This window comes from Bradyrhizobium sp. CCBAU 11434 (assembly GCF_028128895.1).
Lineage (GTDB): Bacteria > Pseudomonadota > Alphaproteobacteria > Rhizobiales > Xanthobacteraceae > Bradyrhizobium > Bradyrhizobium zhengyangense.
In genome coordinates this window covers 172,922-189,173 of sequence record NZ_LBJX01000002.1, presented here as the reverse complement: position 1 = coordinate 189,173, position 16,252 = coordinate 172,922, and the positions used below count along the sequence as shown (strand labels likewise).

At 63.7% G+C, this 16,252-nt stretch carries 15 protein-coding genes; 3 read left to right on the top strand and 12 right to left on the bottom strand.

The window, feature by feature from the left end:
* Positions 1-38: 38 nt before the first annotated feature.
* The 4 genes from XI06_RS03085 to XI06_RS03070 all read right to left on the bottom strand — a co-directional run bounded on the left by XI06_RS03085 (position 39) and on the right by XI06_RS03070 (position 2,461).
* Entirely contained in the window at positions 39-437 is a 399-nt protein-coding gene (locus XI06_RS03085) for a GNAT family N-acetyltransferase (RefSeq protein ID WP_237891317.1), read from the bottom strand.
* 206 nt (positions 438-643) lie between these two features.
* Positions 644-1,027, bottom strand: a complete 384-nt coding sequence (locus XI06_RS03080; RefSeq protein WP_237891318.1) for a DUF1127 domain-containing protein — start codon at positions 1,025-1,027, stop codon at positions 644-646.
* A gap of 447 nt (positions 1,028-1,474) precedes the next feature.
* On the bottom strand, positions 1,475-1,900 hold the full coding sequence (locus XI06_RS03075; RefSeq protein WP_237873220.1) for a GFA family protein: 426 nt from the start codon (positions 1,898-1,900) through the stop codon (positions 1,475-1,477).
* 48 nt (positions 1,901-1,948) lie between these two features.
* Positions 1,949-2,461 carry an SRPBCC family protein gene (locus tag XI06_RS03070; RefSeq protein WP_237873221.1) on the bottom strand — a complete coding sequence of 171 codons (513 nt, stop codon included), beginning with the start codon at positions 2,459-2,461 and terminating at the stop codon, positions 1,949-1,951.
* A gap of 227 nt (positions 2,462-2,688) precedes the next feature.
* Between XI06_RS03070 and XI06_RS03065 the strand changes: the two genes are divergently transcribed.
* Positions 2,689-3,387 (top strand): winged helix-turn-helix transcriptional regulator, encoded by a 699-nt coding sequence (locus tag XI06_RS03065; protein WP_271604674.1) that lies wholly within the window; start codon positions 2,689-2,691, stop codon positions 3,385-3,387.
* A 25-nt stretch (positions 3,388-3,412) separates the two neighbouring features.
* Here XI06_RS03065 and murJ read toward each other — a convergent pair whose 3' ends face one another.
* The 5 genes from murJ to XI06_RS03040 all read right to left on the bottom strand — a co-directional run bounded on the left by murJ (position 3,413) and on the right by XI06_RS03040 (position 9,878).
* Positions 3,413-4,939 carry a murein biosynthesis integral membrane protein MurJ gene (murJ, locus tag XI06_RS03060; protein WP_271604673.1) on the bottom strand — a complete coding sequence of 509 codons (1,527 nt, stop codon included), beginning with the start codon at positions 4,937-4,939 and terminating at the stop codon, positions 3,413-3,415.
* 132 nt (positions 4,940-5,071) lie between these two features.
* Positions 5,072-6,271, bottom strand: coding sequence for a DegT/DnrJ/EryC1/StrS family aminotransferase (locus XI06_RS03055; protein ID WP_271604672.1), 1,200 nt, complete (start codon positions 6,269-6,271; stop codon positions 5,072-5,074).
* A 10-nt stretch (positions 6,272-6,281) separates the two neighbouring features.
* On the bottom strand, positions 6,282-7,286 hold the full coding sequence (locus tag XI06_RS03050) for a Gfo/Idh/MocA family protein (RefSeq protein ID WP_237873226.1): 1,005 nt from the start codon (positions 7,284-7,286) through the stop codon (positions 6,282-6,284).
* A gap of 182 nt (positions 7,287-7,468) precedes the next feature.
* Positions 7,469-8,881 (bottom strand): mannose-1-phosphate guanylyltransferase/mannose-6-phosphate isomerase, encoded by a 1,413-nt coding sequence (locus XI06_RS03045; RefSeq protein WP_271604671.1) that lies wholly within the window; start codon positions 8,879-8,881, stop codon positions 7,469-7,471.
* A gap of 7 nt (positions 8,882-8,888) precedes the next feature.
* On the bottom strand, positions 8,889-9,878 hold the full coding sequence (locus XI06_RS03040) for an NAD-dependent epimerase (protein ID WP_271604670.1): 990 nt from the start codon (positions 9,876-9,878) through the stop codon (positions 8,889-8,891).
* Between the two features lie 254 nt (positions 9,879-10,132).
* Here XI06_RS03040 and XI06_RS03035 point away from each other — a divergent pair, with 254 nt between their 5' ends.
* Positions 10,133-11,092, top strand: coding sequence for a lysylphosphatidylglycerol synthase transmembrane domain-containing protein (locus XI06_RS03035; protein ID WP_271604669.1), 960 nt, complete (start codon positions 10,133-10,135; stop codon positions 11,090-11,092).
* 14 nt (positions 11,093-11,106) lie between these two features.
* Positions 11,107-12,096 carry an MraY family glycosyltransferase gene (locus tag XI06_RS03030; RefSeq protein WP_271604704.1) on the top strand — a complete coding sequence of 330 codons (990 nt, stop codon included), beginning with the start codon at positions 11,107-11,109 and terminating at the stop codon, positions 12,094-12,096.
* On the opposite strand, the gene XI06_RS03025 is transcribed toward XI06_RS03030, so the two are convergent.
* The 3 genes from XI06_RS03025 to XI06_RS03015 are packed head-to-tail and all read right to left on the bottom strand — an operon-like array spanning position 12,084 to position 16,164.
* Entirely contained in the window at positions 12,084-13,031 is a 948-nt protein-coding gene (locus XI06_RS03025) for an NAD-dependent epimerase/dehydratase family protein (protein WP_271604668.1), read from the bottom strand. The two genes, XI06_RS03030 and XI06_RS03025, sit on opposite strands and share 13 nt — an antisense overlap.
* Positions 13,028-14,248, bottom strand: coding sequence for a glycosyltransferase family 4 protein (locus tag XI06_RS03020; protein WP_271604667.1), 1,221 nt, complete (start codon positions 14,246-14,248; stop codon positions 13,028-13,030). Before XI06_RS03020 ends, XI06_RS03025 begins: the two co-directional genes overlap by 4 nt.
* 2 nt (positions 14,249-14,250) lie before the next feature.
* Positions 14,251-16,164 carry an SDR family NAD(P)-dependent oxidoreductase gene (locus XI06_RS03015; protein ID WP_271604666.1) on the bottom strand — a complete coding sequence of 638 codons (1,914 nt, stop codon included), beginning with the start codon at positions 16,162-16,164 and terminating at the stop codon, positions 14,251-14,253.
* Between the last annotated feature and the right edge of the window lie 88 nt (positions 16,165-16,252).

Below are 16,252 nucleotides of genomic sequence, written 5' to 3'. Positions count from 1 at the left end.
TAGCGTTTGCCGCCGCTCGAATGACACAAACCAAGACGTCACGCCCTCTGCGCGCCCCTCACCTCTTTGCGCATCGGATGCCTCATCGTCACCCCGAACCCAGGCTGCGGCGGCCCGATCATGGTCCAGCCACTCGACAGGTAGAAGCGGAGCGCGGCGGCCGTGGTGTCGAGTCCGAGCCATTCGAGGCCACGACGTGATGCCCAGAGTTCGATATCGCTCAGCAGCGACTTGCTCGCTCCCTTGAATCTTGCCTCGGGCGCCACATAGTTCAACAATATAAATCCATCTGACCGAACGGACGCAACCCCGGCTATCTGCTCATCGTCGACGGCCACATGAACAGCGTGAGTGGCGATCCATCGCCGCATGTTGTCCACCGTCTTGTTGCTGAGCCACATCGAAAGAGTAGCCGCGTCACCCCTGTGATCGGACACGCACAACTCCTGGATTGACCGCCGCACGACGTCGACTGCCCGATCTGCATCCGCGATTTGAGCCAGCCTAACCTGCATTTTCAGGCGCCCCGTCAAAAGCAATATCAACGTCTTATTCACGGAGCCTGACGCATCAGGCCTCTTCGCTCATCAGAAGCGGCCATGCGCGTTGGTCAAGCGCACGTCCGCTTCTGACGCGTGATCGATTACATCCCACGGCGGCTCCATAGATACATCGTGCTATCCCTGAGCGTATCGATCGCTCGCTGGGGCGAGAGGTAGTCGACCTCCCCGCGCGTCAGGCCGATATCCATGAGCTCCCTGTCGCTCAGGTCCTGCAAGGTGAGCTGCGGGTTCTGGCGCCGTGCCAGAGACGCAAGCCAGGCTCGCTTGAGCAGTCCGAGGAGGCTTGGCGTCGATGCTGCCGTTGGTCCGGCAGCTTCCTCGTCCAGCGCCTTGGCGGACGCCTTGAGGCGCTCCGCCAACGCATGGTCGATCGCGCCCTTCGCCTGCACGATCGAGAGACTAAGGCCGCGCCTTGCGGCCTCGCCCCCAATTCCGGGTGAGATATCCGTTAGTTGTGGTGGCATCGTACGCTCCTGCTGTTGTGCCGGCAGGGAGCGTGACCAAACAAAAGGCCCCGTCCGATGCCGGCGGGGCCTGGTGGAAAAGATGTCGTCGTCGAATTGCTAGCGCACGACTCCTTCCACGGCCCAGCCGAAGCGGGTCATGTGGTTGAAGTTGACTTTGCGCGAGCATTTAATCATGCGCGGCCAATAGCACGACAATCGCGCGAAATCAAGAGATGCATGGGAGCCAAGCACTCCTTTCAGGCGAGTGGCGACAGGTGTTCGCGAACATCCAAAATGGCGTTGCAGGGACAGATCAAGGCAAGCCTTCTTTCCGCGGCCGCATGCCGCGGAAAGGAGATCGCCGACCGACAAGACAGCCGCTCTCCTGCGAAAGGAGCTCAGCAGAGGTCATGAAGGATTCCGGCCATGGACAAGATCAGCGCGATCAACGTCCAGACCAGAGGGCTATTCAGAAACGGCGACACCTGAGCCTCCGAACTCGGCCGGAAAATCCTTCAGTTTCGGTAGGCCATCCCTGATCGGCAACACCGTCTCGGAATAATTCACGTGCACGCCCGGCGCGAACTTCAGCGTTGGTAATGTGGCTGCATACACGTCGACCAGCCCAAGCGGCGGATGGTCGCACATCAGATGCCCCCCGCAGCGCTTGCAGTATTGCCGATGGCTTAGCTCCGATTGTGCGTAGGTGGCGACGAATTCGGCGCCCTTGGTCACCCGCACGTTCTGCGGCTTCCACAATGTGAATGCGTTCACCGGGGCGGCCGACCAGGAGCGGCACGACGAGCAATGGCAATATCCCATTGCCTCCGGTGCTCCCTCCGCTTCGATTTCAACCTCGCCGCAAAAGCACTTGCCGTTGTAACTTGTCATGATGTTGATCTCCTTGATCTGGTCTGCTGAACGTCTGAAGCTTCGGCCTTATTTCGCGAACCTTGCCTGGATTTCGGCAAGCCCCGCGTCATAGACCCCGAGCAATGCTTCGCTCGCGGCCTTCTCTTGCCCTCGCTCGGGAGTATAGGAGCCGTTCCAGGTGACGGTGGATGATCCATTGGCTTTCGCAGTCACCTTGATCGTTGCGGTGTAGTTCGAGACGGGAAGAGGGCTCGTCAGAAACTTGTAGGAGTAGCTGCGCTCGGCTTCATTCCGAGCGACTTGCGTCTCGACGAAAGCCGCCTTTCCGTCCTTCGTGACGAGAATGCGCGTCGATGGCGCCTTGCCATCCTCGATGCACTGCCCCACCGGAGGCAGCCAATCCCTGATCGCGCAGAACGGCCCGATCAGCGACCAAACGTCCTGGGCAGTTGCCCGCACGTCAACGCTACGGGTGATCGTGGCTGTAACGGCGGATGCCGTGCCCGAGTGGAGCAACACCGTGCCGAACATCGCAGCGCTCGCCAGGGAGAGCCTGGGCCTGCCGAAAATCTTTATCATCGCAATTACCTTGTCATTGTGAGTTGATGCCATAAGGCTCCTGGCCGACGCATCGCGACGGCCCTTTGAGCCCGGTGGAGCGGTCCAAGTCCGCATTGCTGAGGGTTAGCAAGGGCCTTCTGCGCGCCACTAGTTCACGAACTGAATCGATGCCGGTACAGATTTTGAACTGGAAGCCCGAGCGAATTCCGCAGTACGTTCGCAAATGGTCCACAAGGAGAGAGAACATGGCTGCTGGCAGCTACAAGCAGTTCTGTCCCGTCGCAATGGCCGCCGAGGTTTTGTGTACACGCTGGACTGTGGTGCTACTGCGAGAGCTGATCGCCGGCTCGACGCGGTTCAACGATCTGCGCCGTGGTGTCCCCCGAATGTCGCCCGCACTGCTATCCCAACGGCTCAAGGATCTCGAGTCTGCGGGGATTGTCGCGCGGGAAGCGTTGGTTTCGGAGCCTGGCGTCCATGAATATCGGCTGACGCCGGCGGGACGTGAACTCACTCCCATCGTCGAAGGATTTGGAATCTGGGGCCAACGCCGGATCAAGGCCGACCTGTCGCTCCAGCACCTCGACGTTCAACTGCTGATGTGGGATATGCGGCGAAATCTGAATCCAACGCCGATGCCCAGGCGGCGAAACATCATTCAGTTTGTCTATCCCGAGCTTTCAGCGACGCAACGACATTGGTGGCTGATCGTCGATCCCGAGGAAGGCGTCGACCTGTGCTCGATCGATCCCGGATTTGACGTCGACCTCTATATTTCCGTCGATCTGCGCAGCATGACCGCAATCTGGATGGGGCTCGACACGGTCCGGGCGGCCGTGGGCAATCGTCGGATGATTCTGACCGGCGACCGGCAAATCGCATCCTCGATGCAAACCTGGCTCGGTCTCAGCCCGTTCGCCAAGGAAAGAAAACTGGCGAGTTGAAGGCCGGCCATTCGCTCGCTCGCGCCTAGCCGCGCACCAGCGAGACCAGCCATCTGCGGCCGAACAGCACGAGGACCGCGAGCGCGTAAACGATGGTGCCCCCGACGGCCAACAGCACCAGAGTCACTTCATCGTGGAAGCGCATCGCACCTTGCGAAGGTCCGCTGACACGTGCGATCAGCCATAACGCAGCCGCGAGGATAATCCCGGTCAGCAGGAATTTGCCGAGTGACATCAGCCACGCCCGGTCGAGCACGAGAAAGCCGCGCCGCACGGCGAAGAACAGCACCAACATGAGATTGGTCCAGACGCCGACGGCCGTCGCGAGCGCAAGGCCGATCTGGGCCAGCGATCCCATCAAGGCCACCTTCAGGGCGACGTTGACCGCAATGCCGGTCAGCGAGGCGCGGACTGGCGTTGCGGTATCCTTGCGCGCGTAGAAGGTCGCGACCGCGCTGCGGATCAGCACGAACGGAATGAGGCCGATGGCATAGGCCGCAAGCGTGCCGCCGGCGGCAACCGCATCGGCCTTGGAGAACGCACCACGGGCGAACAGCGCGCGCATGATCTCGTCGGGCACGGTGAGAAAAGCCGCGACGAACGGGATCGAGAACAACAGCGTGAAATCGAAAGCGCGGCGCTGCACCTTCATCGCGCCGTCATGGTCGTCGGCCGTGATCCGTTTCGACATCTCCGGCAGCAGCACCGTGCCGATGGCAATGCCGATGACGCCGATCGGCAATTGATTGAGACGGTCGGCATAATACAGCGCCGAGAGTGCGCCTGCCGGCAGGAAGGTCGCGATGATGGTGTCGGCGAACAACGCGACCTGCGTGCCCATCGAACCCAGTGTCGCGGGACCCAGCGCCTTGAAGAAGCTGCGGACGTCTTCATCGAGCTTGAGCGGCGCAAAGCGCGGCAGGCCGCCATGAAGCGCGAGATCGCCGGCGAGCAGGAAATATTGCAGGAAGCCCGAGATCAGGACGCCCCAGGCCGCGGCGTGGCCAGCGGTCGGAAACCAGACGGCAACCGCCAGCGTCATCATCATCGCGACATTGAGGAAGATCGACGCGGCCGCCGCGCTGGCAAAGCGCTGCATCACGTTGAGCATGCCGCCATAGAGCGTCACCAGCGTGATCAGCAGCAGATAGGGAAAGGTGATCCGGGTCAGCTCGATCGCGAGCTTGCGCTGCTCGGCGTCGTCCGAAAAGCCGGGCGCAAGTAGGCTCATGGCCTGAGGCATGAACAGCCAGGCGACGATCAGCAGCACCACCTGCGAGGCCAACAGCAGCGTGAAGATGCGGTCGGCGAACAGGTGTGCCGCCCCCTCCCCCTTTTCGCCGTGGACATGCGCATAGGCCGGCACCCAGGCGGCGTTGAAGGCGCCCTCGGCGAAGATTGCGCGAAAATGATTGGGCAGCCGCAGCGCCACGAAAAAGGCGTCGGCCACGGGGCCGGCGCCGAGGATCGCCGCGAGCATGATGTCGCGGGCAAACCCCGTCAGCCGCGAGAGCAGCGTGTAACCACCGACCGTGAAGATGCGTCCGAGCATGCGTCTGTTCTAGAGTGTTATCGGCCCACCGATAAGCCTCTGAACTGCAATGGAATCAAAAAAGAGGCTTGCTCGGTGTCCACCTCTCCCCGACGGGAGAGGTGAAGCGACAGTGCGGCAGAGGGGAAGAAATCACCCCGCGAGCGCGCCGTGCACGGCGGCGATGATTCGTTCCTGATCGGCTTCGGTCAGATAGGCGTGCATCGGCAGGCTGATGACGTCCTGCGACAGGCTTTCGCAGGCAGGCAGGCCGCCCTCGGCGACCGGATACTGCTTATAGGCGGACTGCTGATGCATCGACTTGCCGTAATAGACCGCGGTCGGCACGCCCTGGGCTTTCAGCGCGGCGGCGAAGCCGTCGCGGTCGGTACCTTCAGGCAGCCGGATCGTGTACTGCGCCCAGACCGAGGTATTGCCGGGCGCCAGACGCGGCACGGTGACCACGTTGGAGACGCCGCGCGCATAGCGCTCGGCGACCTTGTTGCGGGCGGCGATCTCGTCGTCAAAAATCTTCAGCTTCTCGATCAGGATCGCAGCCTGCATGGTGTCGAGCCGGCCAGTGAGGCCGAGGCGGATATTGTCGTATTTGTCGACGCCCTGCCCGTGCACGCGGATGCTGCGCAGCGTCGCCGCCAGCTCGTCGTCATCGGTCAGAATCGCGCCGCCGTCGCCGAAGCAGCCGAGCGGCTTTGCCGGGAAGAAGCTGGTCGTGGTGGCGAGCCCGAAGGTGCCGAGCTTGCGTCCCTTGTAGCTTGCGCCAAAACCTTGCGCGGCGTCATCGATGATGAAGAGGCCTTCGGCCGCGGCGATATCGGCGATGGCATCGTGGTCGGCAGGCTGTCCGAACAGATCGACCGGAATGACCGCGACAGGCTTCAAGCCGGCCTTGCGCGCGGCCGCAATGCCGCGCTTGAGCGACTCCGGGTCCATGTTGAAAGTCGTCTCATCGACGTCGACATAGACAGGCGTCGCGCCGGTCCTTGCCGCGGGCGAGGCGGTCGCAATGAAGGTGAAGGAGGGACACAGCACGGCATCGCCGGGCCCGACGTTCCTCGCCATCAGCACCATCAGAAGCGCATCGGTGCCGTTGGAGCAGGTCACCACGTGCTTGGCGCCGCAATAGGCCGCAAGCTGCTTCTCGAGCTCGAAAACTTCAGGGCCATTGACGAACTGGCAATGATCCATCACGCGCTTGACGGCCGCATCGAGCGAGGCGCCAAGCCGGACGCGCTGCGAGGCGACGTCGATGAAGGGAATGGGTTCGGAACGCAGATGCTGGTTCATGGTCTGGTTCTTCGCCTGGTTCTTGGCGCCTTCTTGCCTGGTCGACATGGAATGGGTGTTAGCCGGCGACGCGGCGCGGGCCCTTGCGGGCGGGCGATGTTGCTGCGGGCCGTGACGGCGTCTCAAGGCACTGCGTCGCGATCTCGAGGCTGGCGACGCCTTCATCACCGGTGACTGCTGGGGTCTCGCCATTGCGCACCGCCTTGAGGAAGGCGATCAGCTCTGCCCGCAGCGGCTCGTCATGGCCGACGGGCAGATGCCGCATCGAGTAGCTGCCGTCAGGCTTGAAGCCGAAGCACTCGGTGACCTGGCGCGTCAACAGATCGCCCATCACGTATTTGCCGCGGGTCGCGACCGTGACGCTGCGCGCCTTGAACGGCGTCAGCCAGTTGGTGTTGATGTGGGCAAGCACGCCATTGGCGGTGCGGAACTGCAAGAGCGCGATGTCCTCGCGTTCGGCGACTGCGCTCGACAGCTGCGGCTGCACCTCGACGATGTCGGATTCGGTGAACCAGCGGATCAGATCGATGTCGTGCACGGCGAGGTCGATGACGACGCCGACATTGGACATGCGCGGCGGGAACGGGCCGACGCGCGTGATCGCGATGGAGAGAATGTCCTCGCCCGCGATCGCCTGCTTGACTGCGGCAACGGCTGGATTGAAGCGCTCGACATGACCGACCATCAGCGTGACGCCGGCCTTTTGCGCGGCGGCGACGATGTCGCGGCCCTCTTTCACCGTGGAGGCGATCGGCTTCTCGACCAGCACGTGGATGTTCTTGGCGATGCAAGCGAGCGCGACCTCGTGATGCAGATGGGTCGGCGCCGCGATGGTGACGGCATCGACGCCCTCGGCGAGGAGTTGGTCGAGCGTCTCGAAGCTGTTGCAATCGGCAAGCTCGGTCGCCCGCGCGCGATGCGCCGGCGAAGGATCGACCACGCCGACCAGGCTGACGCCGGGCAGACCGGCGAGCACCCGCGCATGGTTGCTGCCCATCACGCCGGCGCCGATGACACCAACGCGCAGGCCGGCCTTTGCCGGCTGTGATCCCATGGAACTCATCTGAGCAAACCCCGATTCAACGCAAATCCCCGGGCCGCTTCTAGCACGGGTGCCACAGTTGTGGCGAATGCCGGCCAAACTGCCCGGACACGATTTGATTCAAAAAGTTACACGTTCTCCGGGCCTTAGGCCGCAGAAAGCAGGCTTTTCAGGCCCGGATCACGTGATTCGGAATTCGCTGGTTACGACCTTTGATAGTCGTCTTCAATCCGGATGATGTCGTCTTCCCCGAGATAGGACCCGGTCTGGACCTCGATCAGTTCCAGCATGATTTTACCGGGGTTCTCCATCCGGTGCACGGCGCCCATCGGGATGTAGATGGACTCGTTCTCGTGCACCGTCTTCACGGTCTCGTTCACGGTGACGCGGGCGGCGCCACGGACCACGATCCAGTGCTCGGCGCGATGGTGATGCTTCTGCAGCGACAGACGCCCGCCCGGCTTCACAACGATGCGCTTGACCTGATGACGCTCGCCATTGTCGACCGACTGATAGCTGCCCCAGGGACGATGCACCTTGAGATGCTCCTCGGTGACCTTCGGCGCGACTGCTTTCAGCTTGGTGACGAGACGCTTCAGCCCGTTGGCATCCTTCTGCCGCGAGACCAGCACCGCGTCCGCGGTCGCGACGACGACGAGATCGTCGACGCCTTCGAGCGCCACCAGTGCATGGTCGGTCGTGACGTTGCAGTTGTGTGAATCCTCGAACACGGCAGTGCCGTGGGCCGCATTGCCTTGCGCGTCCTTGTCGGACAATTCCCACACCGCGCGCCAGGAGCCGACGTCGGACCAGCCGCACGACACCGGCACGACCGCCGCGCGCGAGGTCTTTTCCATCACGGCGTAGTCGATCGAGATCGCCTTCGCCGCGCCAAAAGCCTGCGGCTCCAGCGTCACGAAGCCGAGATCGCGGCCGGCGTTAGTGACCGCGTTGGAGACCGCCTCCACGCTCGCCGCGTCGACCTTGCGATATTCGTCGAGCAACAGCGCCGCCGGGAACATGAAGTTGCCGCTGTTCCAGAGATAGCCCGAACTGACGTAATCCGCGGCCTTCACCGCATCCGGCTTCTCGACAAAGCGCGCGACCGCGTGCACCTCGCCAGAGATCACCTCGCCCGGGCTGATATAGCCGTATTCGGTCGCCGGTCGCTCCGGCTTGACGCCGAAGGTGACGATGCGTCCCGTGCTCGCAGCCACGAGGCCCTCGCGGCAGGCCGCGACGAAGGCGGCATTGTCCTGCACCACGTGATCGGCGGCGAGCGCCAGCACGATCGCTTCACTGGTGCGGTTTTGCGCGAATGCAGCGCCGGCGGCAATCGCCGGACCGGAGTCGCGGCGCATCGGCTCGAGGATTACGTCGGCCTCGATGCCGATCTCGGCGAGCTGCTCCAGCACCATGAAGCGGTAGGCCGCATTGGTGATGACCACAGGGCGGTCGAACAGCGACGCGTCCGAAACACGCAGCAGCGTGTCCTGGAAGGTCGAGCGCGGGCCGAACAGCGGCAGGAACTGCTTCGGGCGCACCTCGCGCGAAGCCGGCCACAGCCGCGTGCCGGCACCACCGCACATGATCAGGGGGATAATGCGTTTGTCCATCGTCGTTTCAAACCTTGTAGTGGTCGCGATACCAGGTGACAAAATTGTGGACCCCGCGCTCGATCGGCGTTGACGGTGCAAAGCCGGTGTCGCGCATCAAATCCTCGACATCCGCGAACGTTTCCACCACATCTCCCGGCTGCATCGGCAGCAATTCTTTGATCGCCGTCCGACCCAGCTCCCGCTCCAGAAGTCCGACGACATGCATCAGCTCTTCGGGGTGGTGATTTCCGACATTGTAGACTCGAGACGGCGCATTTGCGGCAGCCGGATTGTCTACAGGCACAAGATCGATCAGTTTGGACACGACACGGGTCACGTCGTCGATATAGGTGAAGTCGCGGCGCATCCTGCCATGGTTGAAGAGCCGGATCGGCTTGCCGGCCATGATGGCGTTTACGAACAGAAACATGGCCATATCAGGCCGTCCCCATGGGCCGTAGATGGTGAAAAAGCGCAAGGCGGTGACCGGCAGCCGGTACAGATGGCTGTAGGACTGCGCCATCACCTCGTTCGCCTTCTTGGTCGCAGCGTAGAAGCTCACGGGATGATCGGTCCGGTCCTGCGCGGAAAACGGCAGTTTCGTGTTCGCGCCGTAAACGGAGGATGACGAAGCGTAGACAAGATGACGACACCCGTTGATCCGACAGCCCTCCAGCACGTTGAGAAAGCCCTGGAGATTGGAATCGACGTAACTGTGGGGCTGGTCGATCGAGTAGCGGACGCCGGCCTGGGCCGCCAGATGCACGACTTTGGCAAATCGATGTCGCGCAAACAGCGCCGCCATCGCCTCGCGATCGGCAAGATCGGCCTGCACGAAGGAGAAACCGGGTTCGCTCCGCAACAGCGCCAGCCGCGCCTGCTTCAGCGCCGGATCATAATAGGTGTTGAGATTATCCAATCCGACGACAGGCCTGCCCTCGGCCAGGAGCTGCCGGGCGACGTGAAAGCCGATGAAGCCGGCGGCTCCCGTGACCAAAATCGCCTGATCCGTCATCCTTTTCCCAAAGCAAAACCGAGGACATGCTTCGCCACACTGGCAATATCAGTCTCTTTAGACGTCGCCCCGAGGGGGCCGCAATAGCCAGCAACTTTAACGGTAAAGAGCCGCCGCAGGAGCTCAAGGGCGATTGCAAGAGAACTCAACAGAGCTATTGCAAGATTGGCGCCAAAACCATACCAAAGCGGCCGAATTCGGCGCCTGGCGTCGGGTGACCTCAACCTTCGCCAACCCCTGTTCATGCGGGCGAGATGCGCCGAATCCTGCTGTCGACGGCCAAAATCCTGATCTCCGCGGCGCTGCTCTACCTGGCATTGCGCAAGGTCGACCTGACCGAGCTGGTCTCGCGCTTCACCGTGTCCAGCCTGCTCTGGATCGACATGGCGATCGCGGTGACATTCCTGCAGATCTTCGTCGGCGTGCTGCGCTGGCGTGACGTCAGCGCTGCATGCGGCGCGCCGATCGAGCTCGGCCGCGCCATGCGCTACAACGTGATCGGCTCGTTCTTCAACCAAACCCTGCCGTCCGCGATCGGCGGCGACGCGGTGCGGCTGTGGCTGGTCGCGCGCGCCGGCGCCGGATGGCGCGCGGCGACCTATTCGATCTTCGTCGATCGTGCGATCGGCCTGATCGCGCTGGCGATCCTCATCGTCGCGAGCCTGCCCTGGAGCTATCAGCTGATCACCGACCCGCACGGCCGCTCGGCGCTGTTGCTGGTCGACCTCGCCGCGCTCGCCGGCGGCATCGGCTTCCTGATCTTTGGCGCGCTGAGATGGTCGTGGCTGAAAACCTGGTGGGCGACCCATCACCTCCACGCCTGCGCCGTGATCGCCAATCGCGTCATCTTCAACCCGACGCGCGGTCCGAGGGTGGCGATCCTGTCGCTGCTCGTTCACGTACTCACTGCCGTCATTGCTTGGTGCGTGGTGCAGTCGATCGCAGCACCCGTCAGCTTCGCCCAGGTCTTCCTGCTGGTGCCGCCGGTGATGCTGATCACCCTGATGCCGATCTCGATCGCCGGCTGGGGCGTGCGCGAGGCCACCATGGGGCTGGCCTTCGGCTTCGCCGGACTTGCCGCGAATGAAGGCGTCAATGTCTCGCTGCTGTTCGGCGCGGTCTTCTTCATCGTCGGCGCCGTCGGCGGCCTGGTCTGGATCCTCAGCGCGGAAAAAGCCGCGCAGGGCTCGGCGCAGCTCGGGGTTCCGGAGTGAGCGCGCTCACCATCATGCCGTCGGTGCTCGCCATTGCGATCGCCGCGCTGATCTCGGCGCTGATCACCTGGACCAGCCGCCCCTTGCTCCAGCGCTACGCTCTCGCGCGACCGAACGCGCGCTCCTCGCACCGCATCCCGACGCCGCAGGGTGCAGGCATCGCGGTGATAGCAGCAACGCTGCTCGTCGCTTCCGCCTTGGCGGCGTGGGTGGGCGTTGCGATCTCGCCAGCGCTGGTGATTGCGACCATCGTGATCGCGCTGGTCGGCTTCGCGGACGACATCGTATCCCTGCCGGTGCTGGTGCGGCTCGTGCTGCAGGCCGCCTGCGTCGGCGCCGTGGTGTTCACCGCGCCCGAGACCGCGCGCATCGTGCCGACGCTGCCGCTCGCCTTGGAGCGCGGGCTCATCCTGCTCGCGGGCGTCTGGTTTGTAAACCTTGTCAACTTCATGGACGGGCTGGACCTGATGACGGTTGCCGAAGTGGTGCCGGTCACTGCGTCGCTGGCGCTGCTCGGATGGCTCGGCGATCTCTCCTGGCCGGCCGCGCTTATCGCAACGGCACTCTGCGGTGCCGTGCTCGGCTTTGCACCGTTCAACAAGCCGGTCGCAAAGGTGTTCCTGGGCGATGTCGGCAGCCTGCCGATCGGCCTGCTACTCGGATGGTGCCTGCTGGAGCTCGCCTGGCACGGAGAGGCCGCCGCGGCGCTGCTACTGCCGGCCTATTATCTCGCGGATTCCACCATCACGCTGTTCCGGCGGATCGCAAGACGCGAGCAGTTCTGGTCGGCGCATCGCTCGCATTTCTACCAGCGCGCCACCGACAACGGTTTTTCGGTTCCTCGTGTCGTCGGCGAAGTCTTTGTCCTCAACCTCGTGCTGGCGGCCCTTGCGCTTCTCACGGTCCGATCAGGCTCGGTGACGGTCACGCTGATCGCGCTGCTAGCGGCCGCGATCGCGATCGCCTTCGTACTGCTGCGGTTCTCCCGCCCTCAGGCGTCCTGAGCTGCCAGCGCCAGCCGCAGGCCCTCGTCGAGCGTCACCGAAGGCTGCCATCCCGTTGCGATCGCCTTGGACACGTTGAGCTCGAGCGAGCCGATCAGGCTGTCATGAGTGTCCTGCCGGCCGAGCAGGCCGAGCAGCGAGCTCAGCAGCTCCGGCGACATGCCGAACAGCCTCGGATTCTTGCCCGACGCCATGGCCAGGCGCTCGATGAATTCGGGCGTCGAGACCTGCTCCTTGTCGGCCACCAGGAAGACCTCGAAATTGCTCGCGGGATCGGTATTGCCAAGCCGGCGCAGGATGAAGGATGAGAGGTTCTGCACCGCCAGGAAGGCGCGGTGGTTGCGGATCGAGCCAAAGGGCAGCGGCAATCCCAGGTTCACCGCGTGCGTCAGCAGCGCGAAATTGCCCTTGGCACCCGCGCCATAGACCAGCGGCGGCCTTATCACCGAAATATTCAGCTGGCTGTCGCGTGCGAGCGTCCTCAAGCCCGCCTCGGCCGCCGCCTTGGACATGCCGTAGAGGCCGCGCGGCGTCAGGATGTCGTCTTCGCTGAACGGGGCACGGCCCTCGTTGGTGCGGCCATGCACCAGAACCGTGCTAACAAAGATAAAGTGGCGCACACCCGCCATTGCCGCAGAGCGCGCCAGGTGCAGCGTACCGGCGATGTTGACGTTGCGGTAGAGCTGGACCGCGTGCTTCTCGTGCTTGTGATGCACGCGGGCGGCGAGATGAACGACGGCATCGACGCCGTCGAGCGCGGCGGTCCAGTCGGTATCGGGGCCGATGCTCTCGATGACGACCTCGTCGCCTTGCCCTTGCGGGCTGCGGACCGCGCGGCGGACCGCCCATCCCTCGCGCTCCAGGTCGGGCACGACGTGACGACCGACGAAGCCACTCGCTCCCGTCACCAACACAAGCGGCCTGCTCTTGCTCATCGTTGCTCCGAAAGGTTCGGGTTGCGCAACAAGTCGTCGATCATGGCGGCATAGGCGTTCATCGCGACGCCGCGATCGAACCCCGATGCCGCTTTCACCGCGCGCGCAGCCATGGCGCCGTCGCCGGAAGCGGACGCCGTGCGGATCGCGGCGGCGAGCTGATCGGCGTGGCCCGGCGTCACGACCCAGCCGAGGCCGCTCTCCACGACCGTCAGGGCGGCCTCGGCCTCGGGCTCCGAGACCAGCACGACCGGACGGCCGACCGCCAGCAGATTATAGAAACGGCTCGGTACCGACACCCCGGCTACGTCCTTCCGGTAGGGGATGATCCAGAGGTCGGCCGCAGCCAGGAAGGCCTCGAGCTCGGAATCCTCCACCCGTGCCACGAAGCCGACATTGGGCAGGTTCGCTTCGGCCTGCAACTGCTTCAGCCGCTCGAAGCCAATGCCCCAGCCGGAGAGCAGGAAGCCAATATCCGGCTCGTCTTTCAATAGGCGCGCCGCCTCGAACACGATCTCCGGATCGTGGGTGAAGCCGAGATTGCCAGAGAGCCCGACGACGAAACGGGCCGCAAGAGGCTTGCGGAATGGATTGTCTGATGTCACCGGCCGCACCGCCGGCACCAGCGTCGCCCAGTTCGGGATGAAGCGGATCTTGTTGCGCGTCATGCCGGCATAGCTGAGCAGCGGCGCTTCGGCATCGCGACCGATGGTCACCACCGCATTGAGGGCGCGAAACATCAGGCTGTTGGCGGCGCGCATCACACCCGCCATGATCGAGCGCGGCTTCAAGAGACCGGCCATCACAAGCACATCGGGAAAGAGATCGTGCATGATCAGCGCCGAGCGCGCGCCCTTCAGCCACGCCGCGGCCACAACCGCGTAGGGCAGCATGAACGGCGCGGTGACCGTGAGCACGACGTCGCCGCGCTGCAAGCGCCGCAGCAGAGCGACGAAGATGCGCAGCACGAACAGCAGCTCTGAGATGCCGCGCCGGACCAGCGCCGCCTTTCCCGCCATGCGGTTCTTGATAGCGACGACGCGCGGCTTGCCCGGGCCGATCTGCGAGGCCGGCAGCGCGCCTGATGAGCCCGACAGCACCACGACCTCATGGTCGGATGCGAGGCGGCAGGCGATCTCCGCCATAATCGCCGCGGTCGTGCTCTGATCCGGCGGATAATGCTGGCTCGCGACGACGATCTGGCCTTGCGACTGCATGCTCAGGCCGCGGTTGACCCAAACTCAGGGACCGCGTCCTTGAGGATGGTCCTGATGGTCGCCCGGTCGTCGCGCGCGATGGCCTGATCGAGCGCTGCGATCCATTTGCGCAGGGTCTGCATCGGCGGCTCGTTCGGCTGCGCCGCCATGATGCCGGCGACGCCGATCTCGCGGGTCGGCTCTTCCGACGCAAAGAGGATTTCGTGCAGGCGTTCGCCCGGCCGCATCCCCGTGAACACGATCTCGATGTCGTAACCAGGCTGCAGGCCGGAGAGTCGGATCATGCGTTCGGCGAGATCGACGATCTTCACCGGCTGGCCCATGTTGAGAACGTAGACCGAGACGTCGTGACTATGCGTCCCGAGCGCGTGCGTCGCTGCGGTGATGACGAGGTCGCAGGCCTCGCGGATGGTCATGAAATAGCGGACCATGTCGGGATGCGTCACCGTGACAGGGCCGCCGGCCTCGATCTGGGCCTTGAACTTCGGCACCACCGAGCCGTTCGAGGCCAGCACATTGCCGAAGCGGACGGAGATCAGCCGCATCGGCGGCTTGGCACCGGCAGCCCCCGCCGCAAGATCATGGTCGAGAGCCTGGCAGTACATCTCGGCGAAACGCTTGGTGAGGCCCAGCATCGACACCGGCTCGATCGCCTTGTCGGTCGAGATCATCACCATGGCTTCGGCGCCGGCGGCGAGCGCCGCGTCGGCGACGTTGATCGAGCCGAAGATGTTGGTCTTGACGCCCTCGCTCCAGTCGCGCTCGAGGATCGGCACATGCTTGAGGGCCGCGGCGTGGAACACGATGTTGGGCTTAAACTCGGCCATCAGGCGCATCACGCGCTCGCGGTCGCGGATGTCGGCGATCCGCCCCTCGATCGCAGCACCCGCGTCGTGCGCGGCGAGCGCCTCGGTGACCGCATAGAGCGCCGGCTCGGAATTCTCCAGGATCAACAGGCGCGCGGCGCCGAAGGCGACGACACGCTCGCAGATCTCCGAGCCGATCGAACCACCGCCGCCGGTGACGATCACCGCCTTGCCCCTGATCAGGGCTTCGAGGCGCGCATAGTCGATCTTTTCGCTCGGCCGCAGCAGCAGGTCCTCGACCGCGACAGCGGTCAGGCGCGGCGTGTCGCCGCTCTCGAGCGAGGGCATGCGGTTGACGATCACGCCCAGTTTGCGCGCCCGCATCAGGATCGATTCCGGATGCGCTTCCGGCTCGAACGCCGACGGCGTCATCACCACGCGTGCAATCGGCTTGCCGCGCTTGGCGAAATCGGAAACTACGTCCTCGATGTCATCGACGCCGCCCAGCACCGGAACGTTGCGGATGAACTGGCCGCGATCCGAGCCCGACGGTGACAGCACGCCGACCGGCCAGATCCGCTTGATCGCCCCACTCTCGATACCGCGCAGAAGCACCTCGGCGTCTGCAGCGCGGCCGATCAGTAACGTCGGCGCGGCATCCTCCGCGCGAGCATGACGCCGCACCCGCGTGTAGCGGAAGTAACGATAGGCCATGCGCAAGGCGCTGAGAAAGAAGATCTCCAGGAACCAGTAGAGAACGATCGTCACCTTGCCGAAGAAGAAGGCCCCGCGGACATTGGGAGCAACAATGATGTAGTCCAGCGCCAGCAAGGCAACTGTCAGCACGCTAGCGACGCGGACGATGTTCATCGCATCCGGCAGCGATATAAAGCGCCATTTGGTGGTGGTCAGGTTGAAAATGAAGAACACGACCACGCTGAAGGCGAGAAAGTACGGTAGGATTTGGAATAGCAGCGGCAAACGGTCATAGAAGCCGTCCGCCCCCTCAAAACGCAGATAGAACGCCGCGAACAACGCCGCTGTCGTTGCGAGCAGGTCGTGGAGCGCAATCATGAAATTGCGCAAAGAAAGATGCGAAAGCCGCGTCATCCGCCGACCGATGATTATCCCATTAGTGTAACCTGCCGCGCTGATAGCCCATCTCGGCGAGACTTGCTAGCAGAAGACTTGCCAGCAC